The 22,501-nt window shown below is 61.5% G+C and carries 12 protein-coding genes and 1 other RNA gene; 9 read left to right on the top strand and 4 right to left on the bottom strand.

The genetic code is table 11. The features are described from left to right. The first annotated feature begins 6 nt into the window (after positions 1-6). From ACYU70_RS10015 to ACYU70_RS09995, 5 genes are all read left to right on the top strand, one after another. A complete protein-coding gene (locus ACYU70_RS10015) occupies positions 7-555 on the top strand; it encodes an RNA polymerase sigma factor (protein WP_342296902.1) in 549 nt (182 codons plus the stop codon). Positions 556-559: 4 nt separating this feature from the next. Then, positions 560-1,408 carry a HEAT repeat domain-containing protein gene (locus tag ACYU70_RS10010; protein ID WP_342296904.1) on the top strand — a complete coding sequence of 283 codons (849 nt, stop codon included), beginning with the start codon at positions 560-562 and terminating at the stop codon, positions 1,406-1,408. 144 nt (positions 1,409-1,552) lie between these two features. Beyond that, the gene (locus ACYU70_RS10005; RefSeq protein WP_342296906.1) at positions 1,553-2,320 is read left to right on the top strand and encodes a DUF4097 family beta strand repeat-containing protein; all 768 of its coding nucleotides are present in this window, start codon (positions 1,553-1,555) and stop codon (positions 2,318-2,320) included. Positions 2,321-2,503: 183 nt separating this feature from the next. Then, entirely contained in the window at positions 2,504-3,202 is a 699-nt protein-coding gene (locus ACYU70_RS10000) for a DUF4097 family beta strand repeat-containing protein (protein ID WP_342296908.1), read from the top strand. A 309-nt stretch (positions 3,203-3,511) separates the two neighbouring features. After that, on the top strand, positions 3,512-6,076 hold the full coding sequence (locus ACYU70_RS09995) for a DUF5916 domain-containing protein (RefSeq protein WP_342296910.1): 2,565 nt from the start codon (positions 3,512-3,514) through the stop codon (positions 6,074-6,076). A gap of 147 nt (positions 6,077-6,223) precedes the next feature. On the opposite strand, the gene ACYU70_RS09990 is transcribed toward ACYU70_RS09995, so the two are convergent. Beyond that, entirely contained in the window at positions 6,224-8,917 is a 2,694-nt protein-coding gene (locus ACYU70_RS09990; protein WP_342296911.1) for a putative Ig domain-containing protein, read from the bottom strand. A gap of 338 nt (positions 8,918-9,255) precedes the next feature. Here ACYU70_RS09990 and ACYU70_RS09985 point away from each other — a divergent pair, with 338 nt between their 5' ends. Beyond that, positions 9,256-10,050 carry a HipA family kinase gene (locus tag ACYU70_RS09985; RefSeq protein ID WP_342296912.1) on the top strand — a complete coding sequence of 265 codons (795 nt, stop codon included), beginning with the start codon at positions 9,256-9,258 and terminating at the stop codon, positions 10,048-10,050. Continuing rightward, complete coding sequence (locus ACYU70_RS09980; RefSeq protein WP_342296913.1) at positions 10,028-10,411, top strand: DUF3037 domain-containing protein; 384 nt, start codon at positions 10,028-10,030, stop codon at positions 10,409-10,411. Before ACYU70_RS09985 ends, ACYU70_RS09980 begins: the two co-directional genes overlap by 23 nt. A 148-nt stretch (positions 10,412-10,559) precedes the next feature. On the opposite strand, the gene ACYU70_RS09975 is transcribed toward ACYU70_RS09980, so the two are convergent. Beyond that, positions 10,560-15,038 carry a DUF7619 domain-containing protein gene (locus ACYU70_RS09975; protein ID WP_342296915.1) on the bottom strand — a complete coding sequence of 1,493 codons (4,479 nt, stop codon included), beginning with the start codon at positions 15,036-15,038 and terminating at the stop codon, positions 10,560-10,562. A gap of 343 nt (positions 15,039-15,381) precedes the next feature. Between ACYU70_RS09975 and ACYU70_RS09970 the strand changes: the two genes are divergently transcribed. Then, a complete protein-coding gene (locus ACYU70_RS09970) occupies positions 15,382-17,277 on the top strand; it encodes a right-handed parallel beta-helix repeat-containing protein (protein WP_342296917.1) in 1,896 nt (631 codons plus the stop codon). Between the two features lie 97 nt (positions 17,278-17,374). Here ACYU70_RS09970 and ACYU70_RS09965 read toward each other — a convergent pair whose 3' ends face one another. Both ACYU70_RS09965 and ssrA read right to left on the bottom strand, forming a co-directional pair. Continuing rightward, on the bottom strand, positions 17,375-19,492 hold the full coding sequence (locus ACYU70_RS09965) for a glycoside hydrolase family 97 protein (RefSeq protein WP_342296919.1): 2,118 nt from the start codon (positions 19,490-19,492) through the stop codon (positions 17,375-17,377). 101 nt (positions 19,493-19,593) lie between these two features. Further along, positions 19,594-19,966: a transfer-messenger RNA gene (ssrA, locus tag ACYU70_RS09960) on the bottom strand. Positions 19,967-20,299: 333 nt separating this feature from the next. Between ssrA and ACYU70_RS09955 the strand changes: the two genes are divergently transcribed. Then, complete coding sequence (locus ACYU70_RS09955; protein WP_342296920.1) at positions 20,300-22,381, top strand: DNA polymerase III subunit gamma/tau; 2,082 nt, start codon at positions 20,300-20,302, stop codon at positions 22,379-22,381. The last annotated feature ends 120 nt before the right edge of the window (positions 22,382-22,501 follow it).

Genomic DNA, 22,501 nt, shown 5'->3' with positions numbered 1-22,501 from the left:
CCTTCCGTGGAAACCACGAGCGACGAAGCACTGATGGCCGCCGTCCGGGCCGACGACCTTGACCAGCTGGTGCCGCTGTTCGAGCGCTATCATGGGCCCTTGTTCAATTACCTCACCCGCCTCACCAACGACCGCGAAACCAGCGAAGACCTCACCCAAACCGTGTTCGAGCGCATCCTCAAATACCGCGGCAGCTACCAGCCCACCCAGCCCTTCAAAGCCTGGGTGTACCAGATGGCCCGCAACGTGCACGCCGATTACTGGCAGCGCCAGCAAAAGCTCCGCGCCGCCGATGTGGACGTGGACGAAGTGGAGCGCACCGGCGGCCTGCGCGGCGCGGCCTTCTCCCAAATGCGGGTTAACAACCACCACGACGACCTGCACGAAGCCCTCGATATGCTGCCCGTGCCGCAGCGCGAAATCCTGGTCCTGAACCGCTTCCAGGGGTTTGGCTACGAGGAAATCGGGAAGCTGCTGGGCTGCACCGCCGAAGCCGCCCGCGTGAAAGCGCACCGCGCCCTGCAAGCGTTGCGCAAAATCTATTTCGCCAATTAAGTCCATGAAAACGCCCGAACTTTCTGCCTGCCACGAGCTCGAAGCCCTGCTGCCGGCCTACGTCGAGCGCAGCCTGCCGGCCGCCGAAGCCGACCGCGTGGCCGCCCACCTGGCCATCTGTCCCGCCTGCCAATTGCAGGTAACTCAGCTCCGCGCCCTCTCTGACGACCTCGATGCCGCCCTGCCCGAAGTGCCCCGCACGGCCCTCCGCGCCAACTTTATGGCCATGCTGGAGCAGCAAAAGCAGCAGCTGAACCCTGAAGCGTCTGCTGCTCCAACGGTTATTCAGCCCGAAGCCAAAGTGGTTTCGATGTGGCCCACCGCGCTGGCTAATAACTGGCTGCGCATCGCCGCCAGCATCGTCCTGATTGCCGCCGGCGTGTTCCTCGGCCGTAACCTGCACTGGGGCAGCAATGTCAACAGCGTGGCCACGACCACCGAGAAAAACGCCCCCACTACCCTGGCCAACGCCCTGACCAACGACAACGGCCGCCCCGTGTCGGCCAGCGACCGGATTCAACTGGTGACCAACGCCACCAAACCCGCCGCCGCCCCCGACGATGCCACGGTGCAGGTACTGCTCAATACCCTCAACTTCGACCCCAACCCCAACGTGCGCCTCGCGGCCTGCGAAGCCCTCTACCGCCTCCGCGATGCCCCCGGCGTGCGCGAAGGCCTGGCCAACTCGCTGCCCATCCAAACCGACCCCAATGTGCAGATTGCACTGATTGACATGGTGGTATCGCTGCGGGTGCACCGGGCCGTGCCCCAACTCCAGCGCCTCGCCAAAAAGGCCGATGCCCTGCCCGTGGTGCGGGCGCAGGCCGAGGCCGGCATCGGCAAACTGATTTAAATAACCCAGTTCGGTGTAGGGCGCGGGGCTTGTCCCCGCCCGCCGCCAGAACGACTCAACCGCAATACGTGCAACGACGGGCGGGGACAAGCCCCGCGCCCTACGGCCAGATTGCCTCAATAATGTCTAATCCTCTCAAATACCATGAATAAGCTCCTATTACTCGCCTTCTCGGGCCTGCTACTTACTCACTCCGGCCACGCCCAGGAATTCAAAACCAAGCTCAACGGCAAAGACCCCAAAGTCGTTATCGACATGCAGGGTAGCGACGTGACCGTGGAAGGCATTGACGGCAACGAGCTGGTGATAAAAGGCGACGGCTTCGAAGAGCCGCCCAAGCGCGCCGAGGGCCTGCGCCCCATCTACAACTCGGCCGTTGACAACACCAGACTTGGCCTTTCGGTAACGCAGCAGGACAATGTGGTCCGCATCACCCGGGCCTCGCGCAAGGATGCCAGCTACCTCATTCGGGTGCCGCGCAATGCCTCGGTGCAATACAAACAGGCCGGATGGAACGGCAGCGGCGACCTAGTGATGCGCGACCTGAACGGCGACATCGAAGTGAGCATGACCAGCGGCGACATCAGCCTGAAGAATGTGGCCGGCCCCGTGGTGGCCAACGCCGTGAGCGGCGACATTCAGGTGCGTTTCGCGCCGATGCGCCAGGGCCCCAGTTCCATCTCCACCGTGAGCGGCGATGTGGATGTGAGCATGCCCACCAACACCAAAGCCACCCTGAAGCTGCGCTCCGTGTCAGGCGAAATCTACACTGATTTCGACATGAACCTGAAAAGCCAGGACAACCTGAACCACATCGGTGGCCAGGTGGTGGATGGCAACATCAACGGCGGTGGCAACACCGTGTCGTTCAAGACGGTGAGCGGCGATATCTACGTGCGGAAAGCGAAGTAGAGCTGTCGGCTAAAACGTTAACCAACCCGTCATGCTGAGCGCAGTCGAAGCATCTCTACCGCGCTAGTAATTCAATCGGAGCAACGAAGCGGTAGAGATGCTTCGGCTGCGCTCAGCATGACGTTCTTTTTTGACCCACTACCAATACCTAATTCCACCTTTCACTCCCATTCTTTCAACACCATGCGCCAGTTCCTATTCCTCCTTTTGCTGGTGTGCGCCACAGCCGCCCGCCAGTCGGTTTCGGCTCAGAAAATCATCGAGAAATCCGCTAATCTGACTGCCGGCCAGCGCGTGTTTCTGAATTTGAAGCAGGCCAGCAGCATCCGCATCCGGGCCGGGGCGGCGGGCAAAATGACCATGAAGGCCACCGTCAGCATCAACTCGAACCGGCTGAACGATGCCCTGCAAATTGACCTGAACCAGACCGGCGACGAGCTGAAGCTAACCGCCGATTTCGACAAGGAAATGCTGCGGAAGGCCCAGCCCGGCGACTGCCCCGGCACCAACGGCGACCGCAACATGTGGTACGGCCAGCAGGTGTGCGACGACATCACCTACGAAATCACGCTGCCCGCCGACGTGGCCTTGCGCGTGTACACCTACAGCGGCAACGTGGACATCGTGGGCTTCAACAATTCCATTGAGGCAAAGTCGTTGAGCGGCTTTGTGGACGTGGCCTGGCCGGCATCGAAAGGCGCGGAACTGTCGCTCAAAACCATCACGGGCGAGGTTTATACCGACCAGGATATTGCCTTCAATAACGAGATGCGGAAAAATCCCATCGTGGGCTACCAGCTCCACGGCACGCTCAGCGGCAGCGGCCCGCTCGTCAAGCTGGAATCCATCAGCAACGACGTTTATTTCCGCAAACGGAAGTAACCAATCCCAACATGCGGAGTTTCCACGCGAAATGGCACCACAAAGGCTGCCAGATGGGATTTTCATTGCCTGACTAAAATGATTTGCCGCGAAAAATACTGGGGTTTTAATGCCCCGGCAACCGCGCCAAATTCCTGACAAATGGAGCTGGGGCACCGCCCGCGCTGGTCTGCAAACCGGCCCGGATGGGAGAGGTATGGCCCGCCCATCTGGTGAGTGTGCGCCGGCCGCAGCCCGCCCCAGCCCATTGTTGGCAGGCCTCAAAATCCCTCCTGAACAGCTCCTGAACGCAATTAACCACCTTTCACCATGCTACACACCTTCTTTCTGCGCACTTGTTTCTTGTTGGTTGCAATGCTGGGGCTGGCGCTTGTGCCGGCCCTGGCCCAAACCCCGGCGGCCACTGCTGATGCCAAAGATGCTGCCACGGCCGCGCCCAAGCGCCAACTGGCGGCCTTGCGCATCGCGCAGCCCATCAAGCTCGATGGCGTGCTGGACGAGGCCGTCTGGCGCGAGGCCCTGCCGGCCACCGATTTCATCCAGAACCGGCCCAAGCCCGGCCCGCACGAGAAGCACCCCACCGAAGTGCGCGTGCTCTACGACGATGCCGCTATTTACGTGGGAGCCATTATGCACGATGTATCGCAGGATTCCATTCCGCGTGAACTGACGGCGCGCGACAACTTCGGTAATACCGACTTTATCGGAATTTTCCTCGATACCTACCACGACCAGCTCAACGGCTACGCCTTTTTTGTGACTACTGGCGGTGTGCAGATGGATGCCCGCTACTCGCCGGCCGGCGGCGAGGACTTCAATTGGAACGCCGTGTGGGAAAGCCGCACCGCGCTGCGCGGCACCGATTGGGTGGCCGAAATGCGGATTCCGTACTCCGCCATCCGTTTCAGTACGGCCGATGTGCAGCATTGGGGGCTGAACTTTATGCGGCAGCGCAAGCGCGACAACGCGGCGTATTTCTGGAACGAAGTGAAGCCGCAGGTCGACGGTTTCGTGAACCAGTGGGGCGACCTGACAGGCGTGCAAGGCGTGAAGCCGCCGCTGCGCCTCTCCCTCACGCCCTACGTGTCGGGCTATGTGAACCACAACCCGCTGAGCGCCGACGGTACCAAACAGCTCACCACCCGCTTCAATGGCGGAGCCGATTTGAAGTGGGGCATCAACGAAAGCTTTACGCTGGATGCCACGCTGGTGCCCGATTTTGGCCAGGTGCAGAGCGACAACCAGGTGCTCAATCTCTCGCCCTTCGAGGTGCAGTTCAATGAGAACCGGCCGTTTTTCACGGAAGGAACCGAGCTGTTCAACAAGGGCAATTTGTTCTATTCGAGAAGGGTAGGGGCCACGCCGGTGGGCTTTTATGGCGTGACGGCGGGCACCAATGAAATCATCACGAGCAACCCATCCGAAACACCGCTGCTGAACGCCACCAAAGTCTCGGGCCGCACCAGCAAGGGGCTGGGCGTGGGCATTTTCAACGCCCTGAGCAACGACACCTACGCCACCATCCGCAACACCGAAACCGGGCAGGAGCGCCAGGTGCTAACGCAGCCGTTCTCGAACTACAACATCGCCGTGCTCGACCAGAGCCTGAAAAACAACTCCTACCTCAGCCTCATCAATACCAACGTGACGCGGGCCGGCAGCACCTACGATGCCAACGTGACCGGCGGCCTTTTCCGCTTCGCCAACAAGGCCAACCGCTACGCCATCGACGGCCGCGCCATTTACTCGCGCCGCCGGGGCACGGAATTCGGCAACACCAACCAAATCAACGACCAAGACGGCTACAAATACCGCGTGGGCGTGGGCAAAATCTCGGGCAATTTCACCTGGAACCTGAGCCACGGCATCGAATCTGATACCTACAACCCGAACGATTTGGGCATCCTATTCGGCAACAACAACATCACCGAATCATTGGATTTGAGCTACGGCAAGTACCAGCCTTTCTGGAAGGTGAATAACCTGTATGTATTTGGCAACGTGACGCATTCGCTGCTCTACAAGCCGACGTTGTATCAGGCGCTCAACTTTTACCTCGGGGCCAACACCACTTTCACCAAGAGCTTCAACCAATTGGGCTTCGACCTGAACGTGGACCCGGTGACGCACGATTTTTACGAGCCGCGCACGGCCACGCTGGGCGAATACTACGTGCGGGTGCCTGAAAATACCCGGTTCACATTCTTCTTCAACTCTGACTCGCGCAAGCCGGTGGCCATCAGCTGGAACGCCGGTTTCCAGAGCTACGGCCTGGATGACCGGCTAACCCGCGCCCGCCGCACCGGCTACAGCCTGGGCTTCTACCCGCGCTACCGCGTGAACACCCACCTCACCTTCCGCTACAGCGTGGACTGGAGCCTGCGCCAGAACCAAATCGGCTACGTAAACGGCGGCCTCGACGCCGGCCAAGCTCTCGACCAGCCCTTCGCGGGCCAGATTCTGCTGGGCCGCCGCAACGTGGCCACGGTGGCCAACGTGGCCTCGGTGGCCTACACCTTCACCAACCGCATGTCGTTCACGCTGCGCCTGCGCCACTACACCAGCAACGTGCGCTACCTCGATTTCACCACGCTCGGCAAGAACGGCGAGGAGCAATCCGCCGCCTACCAGCGCAACCGCGACAACACCTACAACGCCTTCAACATCGACGCGGTGTATTCGTGGTGGTTCGCGCCCGGCTCACAAATCAGCGTGGTCTGGAAAAACGCCGGCTCCACCTATTTGCAGGCCAATGAGGCCACGCCGCAGTTCTTCGATAATTTCAACAACACCATCAACACGCCGCACAATAACTCGCTGTCGGTGAAGGTGCTGTATTACCTGGATTACCTCACGCTGAAGCACCACCGCTAGGCAGAGCTTTGTCGTTCCGACGCAGGAGGAATCTGGATAAAATTGTTGGAATACTCTCCTCAGATTCCTCCTGCGTCGGAATGACAAAAGCAAAAAAAGTCCCCTGCCGTGCTGACAGGGGACTTTTTTGTAATAAAGCCGCAAAATCTATTTCGCCACCATCAGCTGTTGGGTGCTGGATTGACCCTTGCTCACGAAGCGGCACAGGTAGATGCCGGTGGGCCAGCGGCTGGCATCCACTTCAAGTGGGTAGTCGCGCCCAGCCTGAGCCTCGCCTTCAAACAAAGTAGCGACGAGTACACCCATCTGGTTGTAAACCTGCACCGTGGCCGCTGCCGTTACGGGCACGCGGAAGTTTACCACTGTGCTTTGGGCTACGGGGTTGGGGTAGGCTTCCAACACTACTTTAGCCGCTGTGCTTGGCATCGACATTCCCAAGCAGCTGCCCAGGTAATCCTTGTGCGTCGAGCCGGGGCCGATGTGCGCCGGCACCGCATTGGGCGAGATGCAGATTTCGTGGCCTTCGTGGCACACCAGTACCTTGGGATTCTTGGGGTTATTGCCGCAGCTGGCATCAATCACGCTCAGCGTCACGGAGGCCGATGTCTGGCAGCCGGTGGCGTTGGTAGCCGTCACGGTGTAGGTGTACTGGCCGGCCGCCGTGGGCGCAAACACGGGGTTGGCGATATTGGCGTTGCTCAGGTTCATGGCCGGGCTCCAGCGGTAGCTCACGCCGCCAGTGGCGGTCAGGGTGGCCGTCTGGGGGCCATAGCCGAGGAAAATGGTGGTGGGCTGCTGCACCACTACGGGGTTCACGAGCGAAACCGTGATGGTGGGCGGCGTGGCTGGCGCGGGGTCTTTCAGGGTGGCCTGGGCAGTGGCGGTGCAGCCGTTAGCGCCGGTTACTACCACGGTGTAGGTGCCCGCGCGCAGCTGCGAGAGGTTCTGGGTAGTGGCCTGGAAGCGGTTGGGGCCAGTCCAGGAGTAGGTGGCGGGAGCCAGAGCACCCGTTACGGCCAGCGCGATGTTGCCGGTGCTGCTGCCCGCGCAGCTCGGGTTGGTGGCGGTGGGCATGGCGGCCACGTTGCAGGCTATCACGGTGATAACAAACGTCTGTGAAATGGTGCCGTAGCTGTTGCCGTGGTGGTAAATGTCCTCGGCTGTCAGCGTTACGCGGTGGGTGCCCACCTGGGCCAGCGTGGGCGTGCCGCTGAGCGTGGCCGTGCCGTTGCCGGGGTATATCAGCTGCAGCCAGCTGGGCAGCACCGAGGCCGTGATGCTCAGCCGGTCGCCGTAGGGCAGGTCAGGGTCGGTAGCGGTGATGTTGTACGTGAACGGCTGGCCCACCGTGCGGGTCAGGCCGCTGGGCTGCGAGGTGAACGACGGGGCCGAGTTGATGATGAAGCTTATCGCGTGGGTGGCCTGCTCGTTGTTGTTGTCGCGGGCCACGAAGGTGGCGGCGTGCGGGCCCCAGTCGGCCAGCACGGGCGTCCAGCTCAGCTGAGTGCTGGTGGGGTTGGCGGCGGCGGTAGGCAGGGCGGGTGCAAAGCTGGCCGAAGCCGGCAGGCCGGTTGCGCTCGCAATGCTCACCCGGTTGGTCGCTACCGGCGACGACGCCTGAATGGTGTAGCTGAGAGCCGTGCCGGGCGTCACCTGCACCACGCTGGTGTTGGCTGGCGTGGGGGGCACGTCGAAGCGCGGCTTCTGACTCACTTCAATGGTGACGGACGTGGACGTTTGCACGCCGGCCAGGTCCTGGGCCACGAAGTTGATGATGACCGTGCCCAAGTTGGCCGCCGTGGGCGTCCAGGTGAAGGCCGTTTGCACGGGGTTGCCGTTCAGGGGCAGGGTGGGGGCGGTGGTGGCCGCCGCTGGCAGCCCGAAGGCCTTCAGGTTCACCACATCGCCGGGGTCGGCATCGGTGGCGCGCACGCCAAACGTGACCGCCTGGCCCGGCGACACCCGGTACACGAAGCCGTTGGGCGGCGTGATGCTGTAGTCGAACACCGGGGCCGTGGAAGCCGCCGTGATGTTAATCAGAAAATCGACCAGAATGCTGGTGCGCCCGTCACTAACTTTAATCACGCCATTGAACAGCTGGCCCACCGTGCGGCCCACCGTGTTGAAGGTAGCCAAGCCCGTAGCCGGGTTCACGGCCAGCGTCGGAGCATTGACAAAAGGCTCGTTGTTGATGTCAGCCGATGTAGCCAGCGAGTAGGTCAGCGCGTCGCCATCCGGGTCGCTGGCGGGCAGTTGGAACGTGGCGGCGGCCTGGCCCACGGCCAGGTTCACCACCGGCGCCAGCGTCGACACGGGCGAGTTGTTGCCCGAGCCAGCATTCACGAGGCTGCTCACGTACCAGGTGCTGTTGGCGTTGTTCGACAGCGTGTATATGCGGCAGCAGTCCGTGAAAAAGGCCCGGTAGCTGCCGGCCGCCGCGTAGGTGTGCGTCACCACGGCTTCGGCATAGAAGCTGTCGCCCGGCACGTCCACCGATGTCACCACTAGGTTCATGTTGCCGGTCGTGCCATCGCCAAAATTCATCACGTCGGTAAACACCGCGCCGGGCACCGGAACGTTATTGGCGAAAGCCCCAAAGCTGAGCCGCCACGCCTGGCTCACCTTAAACTGCACCGTTAGTTTGCTGGGGTCGGTGGGCACGGTGCGCCAGGTGAGGGTGCCGTAGCGGAAGTGGCTGGCCTGTGCCGGTGCGTTGGCCCCGAGTAGGAAACCCAGCAATAGCAGTGTCCAAAGCACGAGCCGGCCGGCTGGCCGGGGCGCTACCCTGGGCGGAGCAAGCGCCGAACCCCGGTTGTTTTTAGCAAAGTCGAGTTGTTTCATGGGTAAGAAATTTGGGTTGAGAATTAAATATGAATTTTTAAAGAATTTCAGATTTAAAAATTGGATACTGTTAAATCAGTTTTATTGTAATTGTTATACGATAATATTATTGAAGTGATAATTAGGCCTATTTCGAATGATATAGTTCAAATGTATATGTTTTTGTCGGTCATCCAAATAAATGTGTAATATTGATAAGAGATTTTTTGTGAAATCTTGCTTCGCTGCCAAATTCAGCACCTGGATAGGTGCATTCGCTCATTCCAGGCCCCGCTGCCGCTGGCCCAGAGCCCGGAATTGACCGTCCTTTGCCGGGTTATTTTCTCCCTATCTGCTGTATGCCGGCCCCCAGTATTATCGAACTCCGCACCGTAGAGCTCACGCGCTACGTGACGCCGCTCCGCGAGGGCGGCTCGCTGCCGGCCCTGATGGAGGCCGACGACAACTTCCTCTACGTAGTGAAATTTCGGGGCGCGGGCCAGGGCGTGAAGGCCCTGATTGCCGAGCTGATTGTGGGCGAAATAGCCCGCGTGCTGGGTCTGCGCGTGCCCGAGCTGGTGTTTTGCGAGCTCGACGAATCCTTCGGCCGCACCGAGCCCGACGAGGAAATCCAGGACCTGCTGCAAGCCAGCACTGGCCAGAACCTGGCCCTGCACTACCTCTCCGGCGCCATCACCTACGATGCGCTGGTGACCACCGTGGAGCCGCATCTGGCCTCCCAAATTGTGTGGCTGGATATGCTGACGCTGAACGTGGACCGTACCGCCCGCAACACCAATATGCTGATGTGGCACAAGGAACTGTGGCTCATCGACCACGGCGCGGCCCTCTACGTGCACCACGCCGGCCCCGAGTGGGCCGCGCCGCGCCCCCGCCCGTTTCCCCAGATTAAAACCCACGTCCTGCTGCCCCAGGCCAGCGAGCTGGCCGAAGTCGATGCCGACTACAAGGCGAAACTCACCCCCGACATCCTCCGTGCCATCGTGGCCCTGGTGCCCGATGCGTGGCTGACCAACGGCCACGGCACCGCCGCCGACCAGCGCGCCGCCTACGTCGGCTTCCTCGAAGCCCGCCTGGCCGCCTCAGAAACCTTTGTTCAGGAAGCCCAAGATGCCCGCAATGCACTTATTTGAGTACGCCGTGCTGCGCGTGGTGCCCCGCGTGGAGCGCGAAGAATTTCTGAACGTGGGCGTTATCGTGTACTGCCGCTCGCTGGGCTTCCTCGAAACCCGGTTTGCGCTGCCCGAAGCCCGGTTGCTGGCCGTAGCCCCGGATTTGGATTTGGCCGAAATCACGGCCCGACTGCAGGCCTTCGAGCGCATTTGCCAGGGCAAGGCCACCGGCGGCACCATCGGCCAGCTGCCCATTGCCGAGCGGTTTCGCTGGCTCACGGCCACGCGTAGCACGGTGGTGCAGTCGTCGGCGGTCCACCCCGGCCGCTGTGTGGACGCGGGCGCGACGCTGGCGCGGCTGTTTGCGGATTTAGTGCTGTAATAGTGATGGATTCGTAAAAGAGAACGTCATGCTGAGCGGAGTCGAAGCATCTCTACCGCAGCAGTAAATCCTTTTGATTGGATTAGTTGCGCGGTAGAGATGCTTCGACTCCGCTCAGCATGACGTTCAATATTATTCAATTACTTCTCTAATACAGCGTGATGCGCTTAAGCACCGGGCCGCGCGAGGTCTGAATAACAAGCAGGTGCAAGCCCGTCTGGCCCGGGGCAAATGGTAGCATCAGGCTGGGCGTGGCACGGTGACTCAGGTCCTGGGTGCTTACGAGCTGGCCCAAGGCATTATACACCCGCACCTGCTCCACCTCGAAATCAGCCCGCTGCCAGTCGAGGGTAACGGTGCCATGCGCTGGATTGGGGTAGGTGGCGATGGCATCGGCGGCACTCAAATCCAGCACTGTGAAGGCGGTGGTGCTGGCGCTACGCCCGCCGGTACCGCCCATTGTCAGCGGACCCGAAAGTGCGCCCTTGGGCACCCGCACTGTGGCTGACGTAGCCGTAGTGGCCAGCACGGCAGCTTTGATACCATTGAAATAAATGGTGTCGGGCTGGCCTTCCACCAGGAAATTCAGGCCTGTCAGAGTCACCTCTTCGCCCACGCTGGCCTGTGCGGGCACAAAAGCCGTGATGGTAGGCGGGGGCAAAAACGTGAAGCCGGTCACCGAGACAGATGCGCCGCCCGGGGTGCTTACCCGAATTGGTCCCGACTGGGCGCTGGCCGGTACCCGCACCCGCAGGCTGGTGCCGGTGGCCTGCACCACGGTGCCCGCGCCGGTACCAAAGGCTACATCATTGCGGGCAGCCGGGGCGAAGTTGCTGCCCGTCATCGTCACCACATCACCGGCCTTGCCCCTGGTGGGGCTGAAGCTGACGAGCGTGGGCGGGTACCACACCACAAAATCCTGCACGCTTTCAACCTGCCCGCCCAGTGTGTTAATACGGATTTTGCCGGTCGTGGCATTGGCGGGTACCACTACGCGCAGCGCGGTGGCCGAGGCCTGCTGCACCACGGCCGCCACGCCGTTGAAGCGCACGGTGTCCTGAGCTGCTACGGCCGCGAATTCGGTGCCGGTGAGCGTGATGGTGGCGTTGGGGATGCCTTCGGCCGGGGCCAATGGGGCCAGGGTGGGCGGCTGGTACACGGTGAATGCCTGCGCACTGCGGCCCGAGCCTTCGCCGGTTATCACCTGAACGCTGCCGGTGCTGGTGCCGGTGGGCACGCGCACGGTAAGCGTGGTGCCCGAGGCGCTGAGCACCGGCGCGGCCACGCCATTGAAGCGAACGGTATTGCCCGCCAATGTGGTGGCAAACCGCTGCCCGTTGAGCGTGACCAGCGTGCCGGCCCGGCCTTGGGCGGGCACAACCTGCGTGAGCACCGGCGAAGCCAGTACGCTGGCATAGCCGAGCGCCACGGCGGGCGTCACCACCAGCGGCACGTCGTAGATGCGATTGGCGGTGGTATTGGTGCGAACGGGCGGGTTGTAATCGAAGAAAATGTCGGCGTTATTTTCAATCAACTCCCGGGCCGGCAAGCCTGCTTTGGGCTGAATGCTGAACTGTACAAAGCCGTTGCTGCCGACGGCGTCGCGGGTGGCAGGCGGCAGGTTGATGTTCTCAAACGTGAAAGTGAGCACGGCGCGGCCGTGGCCCGACACCGCCACCCGGTAAGGGTGCGAGGCGGTGAGGACGTGCAGGGTGCGCAGGTCGAGGTTGGCGGCCAGGGTATCCACTACTTCCACACGGTAAGCATCGTCGGTGCCGGTGTTCTGGAAGCGCACCTGGTAGCGCAGGGGCACGCCGGTGGGGGTGTAGTGTTGGGCCGTGGTGCCGGTGGGCACCACCTGTTTGTCGTTAGGGTCGTAGGAATCCCGGATGGGCTGGCAGTCTTCGGCGGTTTCGGGGCCGGACGGGGTGGGGGGCGAGGCGCTCATGTCGGAGTTGGGCTGGCCGGCGGTGCCCAGGGCGGATACTTCCACGGTGCTGCTGGCCATGCGCTGGGTGGGGTGGCCGGTGGGCTGGTCGGCTTCGAGGCGCACCACGGGGCGGGTGGCGGGCACGCGCAGCACGAGGCTGTCACCGGCGGCCAGGCGGTAGCGGTGCTGCAGGGCTAGCTCACTGTTCTGGTACAGGCGCAGGGCCAGGCTATCGGTCATGGCGGCGGTGGCGGTATTGCGCAGCACAAAGCGGACCTGGTTGCCGGCCTGGGCTTTGCCCTGCACTGTCACAGCAGCTCGGTTCCAGGTGGGCGGCGTGGGGTAGGTGTTAGGGGGCGTGATGGTGGCGCGGGTGCACACCGTGAGGCCCCGAATGGCGGGGTTGCCGCACACCACCGAATCGGTGATGAAGATGGTGCCGCCGTCGTTGGGCTGCAAGGTGCCCACCGCAAACAGGTAGCGGCCCTGCGCATCGCGGGTGTAGGGCGTGGTGGCGGTGAGCAGAATGACCTCCGGCGGCATGGTCACGGCCACTTGGGCACTGGGTGCGGCCGCGAAGCCGGTGTTGGCATACGTGACCGTGGTGGTGTTGCGGGCGCAGCGCCGCCGCCGGTTGGCCGCGATGGCCACCCGCAGGTAGGCTGTGGTGCTCACCGCATTGCCAAAATTGACAATGCCCGCCGCGCCCCCGTAGTTGCGGAACGTGACGACATTGGTGGTTGAGCAGGTTTGCTGCACCAGGCGGCCGGGCTCATCCACGGCCGGCAGCTGCTGCACGGTGTAGCGGCCCGTGTCGGTGGCAATGCTGTACATGCCGTTTTCGTCCGAAATGCCGTAGTAGTTGCCGGGGGTAGCGGCTACCACCACGCCGGGCAGGGCCTGCTCGGCGGGCTCTTTCACGCAGTTGCCGTTGAGGTCGTTGAAAATTTGCCCGTTGATGAGGTTTTCGGGCCGCAGCGTGGTCGAGGTGTAGAAGCGCACCAGGTCGTTGTTGTTGGTCAGGGTTATCAGGCGCGTGCCCAGGCGGTTCACCGAGAGGCGGGTGCCGGCAGTGGGCATGGCCTTCTGGGTACTGCCATCGGCCGAGAAAATAACGCTGCTGTTCATGTTGGTGATGGTGTACACATTGCCGAAGCCGTCCACATCCAGCCCCACATCACCCGACGTTACCGTCGGATTGGTGCCGGGCGCGGACGGGCCATACTGCCGCAGCACCACGCCGCCGGGGCTGAATTTCTGCACCCGCTTGCCATCATAGTCGGCCACAAACACGTTGCCGCGCAGGTCCACCGCAATGGCTCGCGGAATGTAGAGCTGCCCCAGCGCCGTGCCCCGGCTGCCCATCGTGCTCAGAAAAACGCCCTGCGGGTTCAGCTTGCGCACGCAGCAGCCAGAATAATCTGCCACGTACATACTGCCGCCGGCATCCACGGCCAGGCCGGAAAACCGCTGGTAGCCCTGCGTGATGCCAAACGACTGGAATTTGACAATGAACTGCCCGCGCGGGGAGAATTTCTGAATGTCGGAAGCCATATCCGACGTTTCGAGCACGTACACGTTGCCGAGCGCATCAAGCGAGAGCCCGGCAAACTGCAGCCCCGCCGAGAAGCGCCCACTGCCGAAAGCCAGCACTTCCTGCCCGGCCGCGTCGTACTTCACCACCTCGCCCCGCCGGTTGTCGAGGATGAACACGTTGCCCAGCTCGTCTTGCCGGACGTGGCTCAGCGAGCCGATGTTGCCCCAGCGCTTGAGCAGCGTGCCGGTGGGCGAGAGCTTGAAGAGGTGGTCGGAAAATATCTGGTGCGTGTAGACGGTGGCGTAGATGTTGCCGGCCGCATCGCGGGCCAAGGGCGTGCGCGTGCTGCTCGAAAAGCTCGTATACATGGGCGATATGATGCCGAGCTGGGTGCCTGCCTGATTAAAGCGGATGATATTCAGCTGTATGCCGGTAATCAACAGTTCGCCGTTGGGGGCCACCAGCAGGGCCACGGCGCGACTGGGGTACTGGCCGCCGCCCAGCCCGCCCATCGATACCCGCGACATGAATTGCCCGGCCGCCGTGAGCTTGGTCACGAAGAAGTTTTCTTCCAGCAGATAGATGCTGCCCGTGGCGGGGTCCACATCCACATCCACCAGGTTGGTTTGGTAAGTGGCGTTCGGGATGGTGTATTCAAAGAGCCGGGTGCCCTGGCTGTCGAAGCACTGCAGCCGGGGCGTGGAGAATATGTAATCGACGATATAGACGCGGCCGGCCGCATCAACGCACATGCCGTGCACCTCCTGAAACTGGCCCGGGCCCGTGCCCACCGAGCCAAATTGCAGGAGCAGGTTGCCATCGGGGCCATACTTGCGCACGAAGTCGTTGGTACCGCTCGCCGTGCTGTAGTTGCACACGTAGAGGTTGCCCGCGCCGTCCAGGCCCAGGGTCTGGGCGTTGCTGGCCGAGCGGCCGGCCGGCGTGGCGCTATAGGCCGCGTAGCAGCGCCCCGTCGAGTCGAGCTTCGTGACGCCGCCCCCGTCTATCATGTATATGTCGCCGTTGCGGTCCACGGCCACTTCCCGCGGGCCATACACCGGCGTGCCCATCATCTTATTGAGCTGGTAAGTGTTGAGCGTCTGGGCAAAGCCCAGCGTAGTAGCCAGCAATGCCAGCACCAGTAGTAGTAGTTTTTGCATAAATCCGGAAAAGAAACCGGCCCGGGCCAGCCTGTGGAAAGACCAGTAAATATAGTATTCAGTCTCAGTGTGGCGCGCTAAATAAGCGGGCCGGCTCATCCCGAAACCGAGCAAAATTCACCAGTGAAAATTCACTGGTTAGCCACGTATTAGCCACGCATTTTGGCCCTGGCCGGCGAATGAAGCCGGGTTCTTTTGTGAATGGCACGTAATTTATCCACCTCACCGAAGCTGTATGGGCGGTTGTGCCCCGCGCCGGCTGGCGCGCCAAAAGCCCGCCCGCTTGCCCAGACCATCCGAACCGCTTCATCGTTATAAGAGCCTCATGAGAAAATTGCGAAGAATGAATCGTGCCCGGACGGTGCGCTTGACGACAGGGTTGCTATGGAGCTTGCTGCTGATGCTGGCCGGCCCAGCCTGGGGGCAAGGGACGACGGCCGTGCTGCGCAAAGACCTGAAAACCGATTTCGGCGCGGTGGGCGACGGCAAAACCAACGACCAAGCCGCCTTCGAGCGCGCCGCCGAGTTCTTCAACCAGCGCGCCAAAACGCCCGCCGGCGCGGGTGCCGCCGTGCTGCGCATTCCCAAAGGCGTATACCTGGTGGGCCGGCAGGATGCGAACAACCAGGGTGTGAACGTGTTGCAGCTCAACGGCTGCCGCAACCTGACCGTGACCGGCGACGACAGCGCCACCACCGAAATCCGCTACGCCAGCGGCATGCGCTACGGCTCGTTCGACCCCGCCACCAAACGCCCGTTCGAGTCGCCGAACGCCTATTTTACCGACTGGAAATATGCTTTTTCCGGCGGCACCTGCTTCGTACTCCAGGGCTGCGACAACGTGCAGGTAAACAACCTCGCCTTCAATGGCAGCAGCGCCCAGCTGGAAGTGGGCGGGCACTGGGGCGATACCGGCATTCAGCTGCAGTTCGATGGTATTTTTATTGAAAACTCGCGCCGGATTTCGATGCGGCGGCTGGCGCTGCACCACTTCGGGCGCGATGGCATTCAGGTCCTCAACCACCTCGCCAAAAGCCTCGACGACCCCAACCGCGAAGAAATTCTGCTCGAAAACTCCACCTGCAACTACAACGGCCGCCAGGGCCTCTCGCTCACCGGTGTCAACGGCTTTCGGGCCGTAAACTGCAACTTCAGCCACACCGGGCGCATCGTACCGGCCTCCACCGGCAAAGCCCTGTTCTCAAACCCCGGCGCGGGCATCGACCTGGAGCCGCAGGACGGCTACGTGACCAACGTGAGCCTGGAAAAATGCCGCTTCGTGGACAATGCCGGCCAAGCCATCGTGTCGGATTGGGTTGATGAAAGCCACCCCTCGGGCACGCGCAACATTGTGATATCCGGCAGCCTGCTCTGGAGCACCACCAACTGGTCGGCCTGGGTGACGCAGGCCGGTTTCCTCTTCAAGGACTGCCGCATCTACGGGGCTTTCGTGCACGGCTGCCACGCCGCCACGGCCCAGGAAGCTACCCGTTTTGTGGGCTGCACCTTCGAGGACCGGCCCTACCACGGCCAGCCGGCCTACGGCCCGTTCACTATGCATTCGGACTCGCACGCCACCCGTATGAGCTTCACCAACTGCCGCTTCATTGGCACGCACGGCTACCTCATTCACGCCATCCCGGCCGCTACGGATACCGCCAGCCTGTTTCATTTCCGCGGCTGCTCGTTTCTCTACGACTACGCCCAGGCCCCTAGCGGTTCCTACGATAAAATTCTGGGCGGCGTCTTCAGCGGCAATACCGTGTTTCAGAACGGGCCGCACCGCACCAGCCCCCACCGCACCGATTTCGTGCTGGGCAGCACCAGCCTGCCCGGCACCACCGTGCTGCGCGCCCCCGGCAGCCTGCAGTTTCAGGCCCCCAATTCCTATTATCTGGTGGGTAGCGGGCTGGATATCGGCCGGCAGCCGGCCCGTGCCCGCGACTCGGCCCGGGTAGTGGTGGCGAATGATAACAACCTGGTCATCACCGAAACACCCGGCCAGATGCCCGCGCTCTACATCGGTCCCACTTCGCGCTTGGTAGTGAAGAAAGGCGGCGGGCTTGAAATCCTGCGCCGCGCCAAGGTCACCATCGCCGGGCAATTAGTGATTGAAGAAGGCGCATATTTCTTCCGCGACCCGCTGGCCGAAATCACAACCACCGGCAAGGGCCGACTGTGCGTCAGTCCCAGGGCGCTGGCCACCAAGCACCCCAAGCTGCCTTCCACCTACTATTGATGCCGCCGGCCGGGCCTAAACAAAAACACTCCGGCGGTGCCTGGTCGCCAGGCCCCACCGGAGTGCATCGTTAAGCGTGTCGCCGCAACGTAGGCCGCTACCGCGCCTCCATCACACTGATGGCGTAGCCGCCACCCGGCGCGCAGTATTGCGCCAGCTTGGTCTTGCGCGTCACGTTCATCTTGCGGATGGTGTAAGCCTGCGGGTTCTTCTCGTAGTGCGCGTCCTTGGCATCAGCGTAGATGGTGGCCACGTACTTCTTGCCGGGGTCGAGGAAGCTCAGGTTGATGTTCGACGTGCGGCCGTTCTCATCACAGGTGCTGCCGATAAACCAGCTGCTCTTGCCTTTGGCCTTGCGTGCAATGGTGATGTAGTCGCCGGGTTCGGCTTCGAGCACATGGGTGTCGTCCCAGTCCACGGCTACGTCCTTGATAAACTGGAAGGCGTCGAGGTGCTGGTTGTAGTTCTCGGGCAGGTCGGCCGCCATTTGCAGGGGCGAGTACATGGTCACGTACAGGGCCATTTGTCGCACCAGCGTGCTGTGCACGAAGGACTTGTTCTGTGGGTTGAGGACGCTGATTTTGGTCTGGAAAATGCCGGGCGTGTAGTCCATCGGCCCGCCGATGAGGCGGGTGAAGGGCAGGATGGTGGTGTGGTCGGCATTATTACCGCCGAAGGATTCGTACTCGGTGCCGCGGGCGGCTTCGTTGCCGATGAGGTTGGGGTAGGTGCGGGCCAGGCCGGTGGGGCGCACGGCCTCGTGGCCGTTCACCATGATGTGGTGCTTGGCGGCGGTTTCCAGCACGTAGTTGTAGTGGTTAATCACCCACTGGTCGTAGTGGTGGTGGCCCAGGGGCACGATGTCGCCCACGTAGCCGGTTTTCACGGCATCGTAGCCGTACTTGTTCATGAAGTAAAAAGCCGAGTCTAGGTGCCGCTCGTAGTTGCGCACCGAGCCCGAGGTTTCGTGGTGCATTATCATCTTCACGTGCTTGCTGGCGGCGTACTGCTGCAGTTCCGGTACGTTGAAATCGGGATAAGGCGTCACGAAGTCAAACACGTAGTCCTTGTGCTTGCCGAACCAGTCCTCCCAGCCGGTATTCCAGCCTTCCACCAGCACCGCGTCGAAACCGTGCTTGGAGGCGAAGTCGATGTACTCCTTCACGTGGGCCGTATTAGCGCCGTGCGTGCCGTTGGGCTTCACCGTTTTATAATCAACGGAGTCGAGCTTGATGTTGTCCATGTTGGTGTACGACCACGTGCTTTTGCCCGTAATCATCTCCCACCACACGCCCACGTACTTCACCGGCTTTATCCAGCTCGTATCCTTGAATTTGGTCGGCTCGTTCAGATTCAGCACCAGCTTCGATTCTAGAATATCCCCCGCTTTGTCGCTCACAATCACCGTGCGCCAGGGCGAAAGCGCCGGCGTTTGAATCAGCCCTTTATCACCCACTGCATCGGGCGTGAGATGCGATTCCAGTACGAAATTCTTGTCGTCCAACTCCAGCGACATGCAGGAGTAATCAATCAGAGCCGCCTCGTGGATGTTGATATACAGCCCATCTTGGCTCTTGAGCATGAGCGGTGTTTGCAAGCCAGTAGGGGAGAAGGTGGTCTGCGAAGCATTGCCCGTCACGGCCGATTTCATCAGCCCGCGCACTTCCGAGAGCTTCGAGGTCACGGTGCTGTACTCCTGCGTGTCATAGTCGCCGGGCAGCCAGAAGGCCTTGTGGTCGCCGGCCAGGGCAAACTGCGTGCGCTCCTCCTTAATGGTGAAATAGTCCAGCTTGGGCTGGCGCGGAAACTCGTAGCGGAAGCCCAGCCCGTCATCAAACACCCGGAACCGCACCCGGATGCTGCGGCCGGTGGCAGCCTGCGCGAGCGTCACGGCCAGCTCGTTGTAGTGGTTGCGGATGGTTTTTACCTCGCCCCACACCGGCGTCCAGGTTTCATCGAAGCTGCGCTGCTTGGAGTCGGTTACGGCAAAGCCGCTGGCGAGGCCCGGCGCGTTTTTCAGGTCCAGCCCCAGCTTGCTGGTTTTGATAACGTCGCGGCCTTTGTAGGTGAGGTGGTAGGTGGGCACGCCGTCGCTTTGCAGCGCGAATTGCAGCGTCAATTGCCCGTTGGGCGACTTGATGGCCTGGGCCTGGACATCGTTCCAGAGCAAAGCCAGGCAGCAAATAGCCAGCAGCCGGCGGGTATAGTTCAGCATCACAGATGGGAAAAAGAAGTAAGGGTAAAGTGTGCAAACGGTTGATTTTGGCGCAAGCCGAAAACCAAAAAACCCCGTTTGCACCAGGCAAACGGGGTTTAAAGTGGAGATGCAGGGATTCGAACCCTGGTCCAGACAAGGAAATCAACGTGCTTTCTACGTGCGTATCCAGACTTGGATTTTCATGGTATTCCAGGCGTCAGTCAGGCCTTTGAAATCCCCCTAGCTGCAGTTGGGTTTCGCCCCCGAGTCACAGCTCCTCGAAGGCTATTTTCTACTTACGACGCTCCGAACTCCCAGGTGTAGAAACTTACCCGGGCGGAACGATGGCAATTACCTAATTCTGAACTAGGCAGCCATGGCGTACGAATAGTCGCCAGTTGATTGTTGATAGATTTTTTGACAGGAGAGCTTCCATCAACTCCTGGCACGCTTACCCGCAATTTGCGCAAGCTGTCAATTCCGGTCATCCCCAAATGGTAAAGAACGAGTCCCAAACGACCGGTTAGGGCCAGGCGGGCCGCGAAGGTACGCGGTAGATGTGAAACGATGGGGCGGGAGGGAAGGTTTCCGGCGGTTTGGGTGTTTGATGGATGGGAAGGATGGGAGCGTAGGGATAAAAAGAACGTCATGCTGAGCGTAGTCGAAGCATCTCTACCGCTTCGTTGCAAGCAGTGAATTACTTACGCGGTAGAGATGCTTCGACTACGCTCAGCATGACCGCGCCGGTAAAGACAGCCAACCCCAAACCCGCCCGATTTCCCTTCCAAAGCCGCCCATTTCTGGGTAACTTTGTAGACAGAACTTATGGATAATTTCGTCGTTTCGGCCCGCAAGTACCGTCCTTCCACGTTTCGCAGCGTGGTGGGGCAGCAGCACGTCACCACCACGCTGCAGAATGCCATTCAGAGCCAGCACCTGGCCCAGGCATTCCTGTTTTGCGGCCCGCGCGGGGTGGGCAAAACCACCTGCGCCCGCATTCTGGCCAAGACGATAAACTGCACCAACCTCAGCCCCGAAACCGAGGCCTGCGGCACCTGCGCGTCCTGCGTGGCCTTCCAGGAAAATGCCTCCTTCAACGTCCACGAGCTGGATGCCGCCTCGAACAACTCGGTCGAAGACATTCGCTCGCTGGTGGAGCAGGTGCGCTACGCCCCGCAGGCCGGTAAGTACAAAATCTACATTATTGACGAGGTGCACATGCTCTCGAATGCGGCCTTTAATGCGTTTCTGAAAACGCTGGAGGAGCCGCCGAGCTACGCCATTTTCATCCTCGCCACCACCGAGCGCCACAAGATTATACCCACCATCCTGTCGCGCTGCCAGATTTTCGATTTCAGCCGCATCAAGGTGGAGGACATGCGCGGGCACCTGCGCTACGTGGCCACTCAGGAAGGCATCACGGCCGAAGACGATGCCCTGCACCTGCTGGCCCAAAAGGCCGACGGCGGCCTGCGCGACGCCCTGTCGATGTTCGACCAGATGGTGACCTTCGGCGGCAACAACCTCACCTACAAAGAGGTGGTGCAGAACCTGCACATCCTCGACTACGACTACTACTTCCGCTTAGTCGACAGCCTGCTCACCGAAAACCTCTCGGCCGCGCTGCTCCTGCTTGATGAAGTGATGCAGAACGGCTTCGACCTGCACAACTTCGTGGTAGGCACCGCCGAGCACCTGCGCGGCCTGCTGGTCTGCAAAGACGCAGTTACCGTGCAGCTGCTGGAAGTGTCCGACGGTATCAAGCAGAAGTATGTGCAGCAGGCCCAGGCCGCGCCGCTGGCTTTCCTGCTCTCCGCCCTCAACCTAATCAGCCAGTGCGACCGCGAGTTCAAGCAGGCCAAAAACCAGCGTCTCCACGTCGAATTAGCCTTGATGAAGCTGGCTTACCTGAACGGGGCCGTGCAGTTCGTTCGTGAGCTAAGCCCTGCCACCAACGGCGAGGCTAAAAAAAAAACTAGTGACCTAAACGGCGGGGAAGAAGTTGCGCCCGCGGCCCTGGCTCCGGGTAGCAATGGTCACAACCAAGTCGTTGCGGCCACCGCACCAGCTCCAACTGTTTCCTACGCGGCTCCGGCCGCCTATGCTACCGAGTCGCCGGCCGCGCCCTATCATTCTACGCCGCGCCCGGCCGCTGCACCCGCGCCGCTGCCCATGCCAGCCGGTGCACCCGTGGCCACCGGACCCGCCCCAGCCGATGGCCCCGACCCGCTACCCGTCGAAAACGGCGTGGAAGAACTGCACGACACGCCCAGCATCGAAGCCGACCCCGATGCCGCCATCACCGAGCGCCACCAGATGCGCGACACGCTGCCGCACGTCGAAATCGGCGTACCCAGCTTCGAGGGGATTGAGCCTGCGCCGCGCCCGTCGCCAGCTGCCGCATTCTCCAAAATTCCCAGCCTAGCCAGCAAAATCCCGAGCCTGAAAGACTTGAGCAGCCGCACTGCGGCCGCCGCCAGCAAGTCAGCTCAGGATGCAGCGGCCCTGGCCGAGCCGCAATCCCCCAGCGGCCCGCTGGCTCCCATCGACCCTGCACTGTTACAGCGGGTTTGGAAGGAAATAGCCGAGGAACGTCGTGCCCAGGACCGCATGAGCGAGTATTGGGTGCTGAACCGCCCCGTCACGGCCAACGCCGAGCACAGCATCGAGTTGGCCGTCGACAACCCCATCCAGATTGACCAGTTCAACGAAATGCGGGTAGAATTTCTGGCCGACCTGCGCCGCCGCACCGGCCACCCCCGCCTCAACGTGCTGCCCGTGCTGACGGAGGCCGCCCCCACGGCTAAGCGGCTCTATACTACCTCGGATAAGTTCGAGTACCTGGCCGAGCGTTTCCCCGCCCTGCGCGAGGCCAAGCAACGTCTGGGCCTAGAAGCCGACTATTAGAACGAGTAGGGGCGGGGCTTGTCCCCGCCCGTCGTTGAACGGAATCGTTGCTTCGGCGCGAACGGAAGGCGGGGGCAAGCCCCGCCCCTACATCGTCAAATTCCTGCAAACGATTGGGAA

This window comes from Hymenobacter segetis (assembly GCF_054776495.1).
The sequence above is the reverse complement of the archived record's forward strand: the minus strand, read 5'-3'. Positions and strand labels throughout refer to the sequence as shown.

What these genes read in the sequence shown, in the direction of transcription:
- ACYU70_RS10010 (WP_342296904.1), top strand. Translation starts at nt 560, where the DNA reads ATGAAAACGCCCGAACTTTCTGCCTGCCACGAGCTCGAAGCCCTGCTG.
- ACYU70_RS10005 (WP_342296906.1), top strand. Translation starts at nt 1,553, where the DNA reads ATGAATAAGCTCCTATTACTCGCCTTCTCGGGCCTGCTACTTACTCAC.
- ACYU70_RS10000 (WP_342296908.1), top strand. Translation starts at nt 2,504, where the DNA reads ATGCGCCAGTTCCTATTCCTCCTTTTGCTGGTGTGCGCCACAGCCGCC.
- ACYU70_RS09995 (WP_342296910.1), top strand. Translation starts at nt 3,512, where the DNA reads ATGCTACACACCTTCTTTCTGCGCACTTGTTTCTTGTTGGTTGCAATG.
- ACYU70_RS09990 (WP_342296911.1), bottom strand. Translation starts at nt 8,917, where the DNA reads ATGAAACAACTCGACTTTGCTAAAAACAACCGGGGTTCGGCGCTTGCT.
- ACYU70_RS09985 (WP_342296912.1), top strand. Translation starts at nt 9,256, where the DNA reads ATGCCGGCCCCCAGTATTATCGAACTCCGCACCGTAGAGCTCACGCGC.
- ACYU70_RS09980 (WP_342296913.1), top strand. Translation starts at nt 10,028, where the DNA reads ATGCCCGCAATGCACTTATTTGAGTACGCCGTGCTGCGCGTGGTGCCC.
- ACYU70_RS09975 (WP_342296915.1), bottom strand. Translation starts at nt 15,038, where the DNA reads ATGCAAAAACTACTACTACTGGTGCTGGCATTGCTGGCTACTACGCTG.
- ACYU70_RS09970 (WP_342296917.1), top strand. Translation starts at nt 15,382, where the DNA reads ATGAATCGTGCCCGGACGGTGCGCTTGACGACAGGGTTGCTATGGAGC.
- ACYU70_RS09965 (WP_342296919.1), bottom strand. Translation starts at nt 19,492, where the DNA reads ATGCTGAACTATACCCGCCGGCTGCTGGCTATTTGCTGCCTGGCTTTG.
- ACYU70_RS09955 (WP_342296920.1), top strand. Translation starts at nt 20,300, where the DNA reads ATGGATAATTTCGTCGTTTCGGCCCGCAAGTACCGTCCTTCCACGTTT.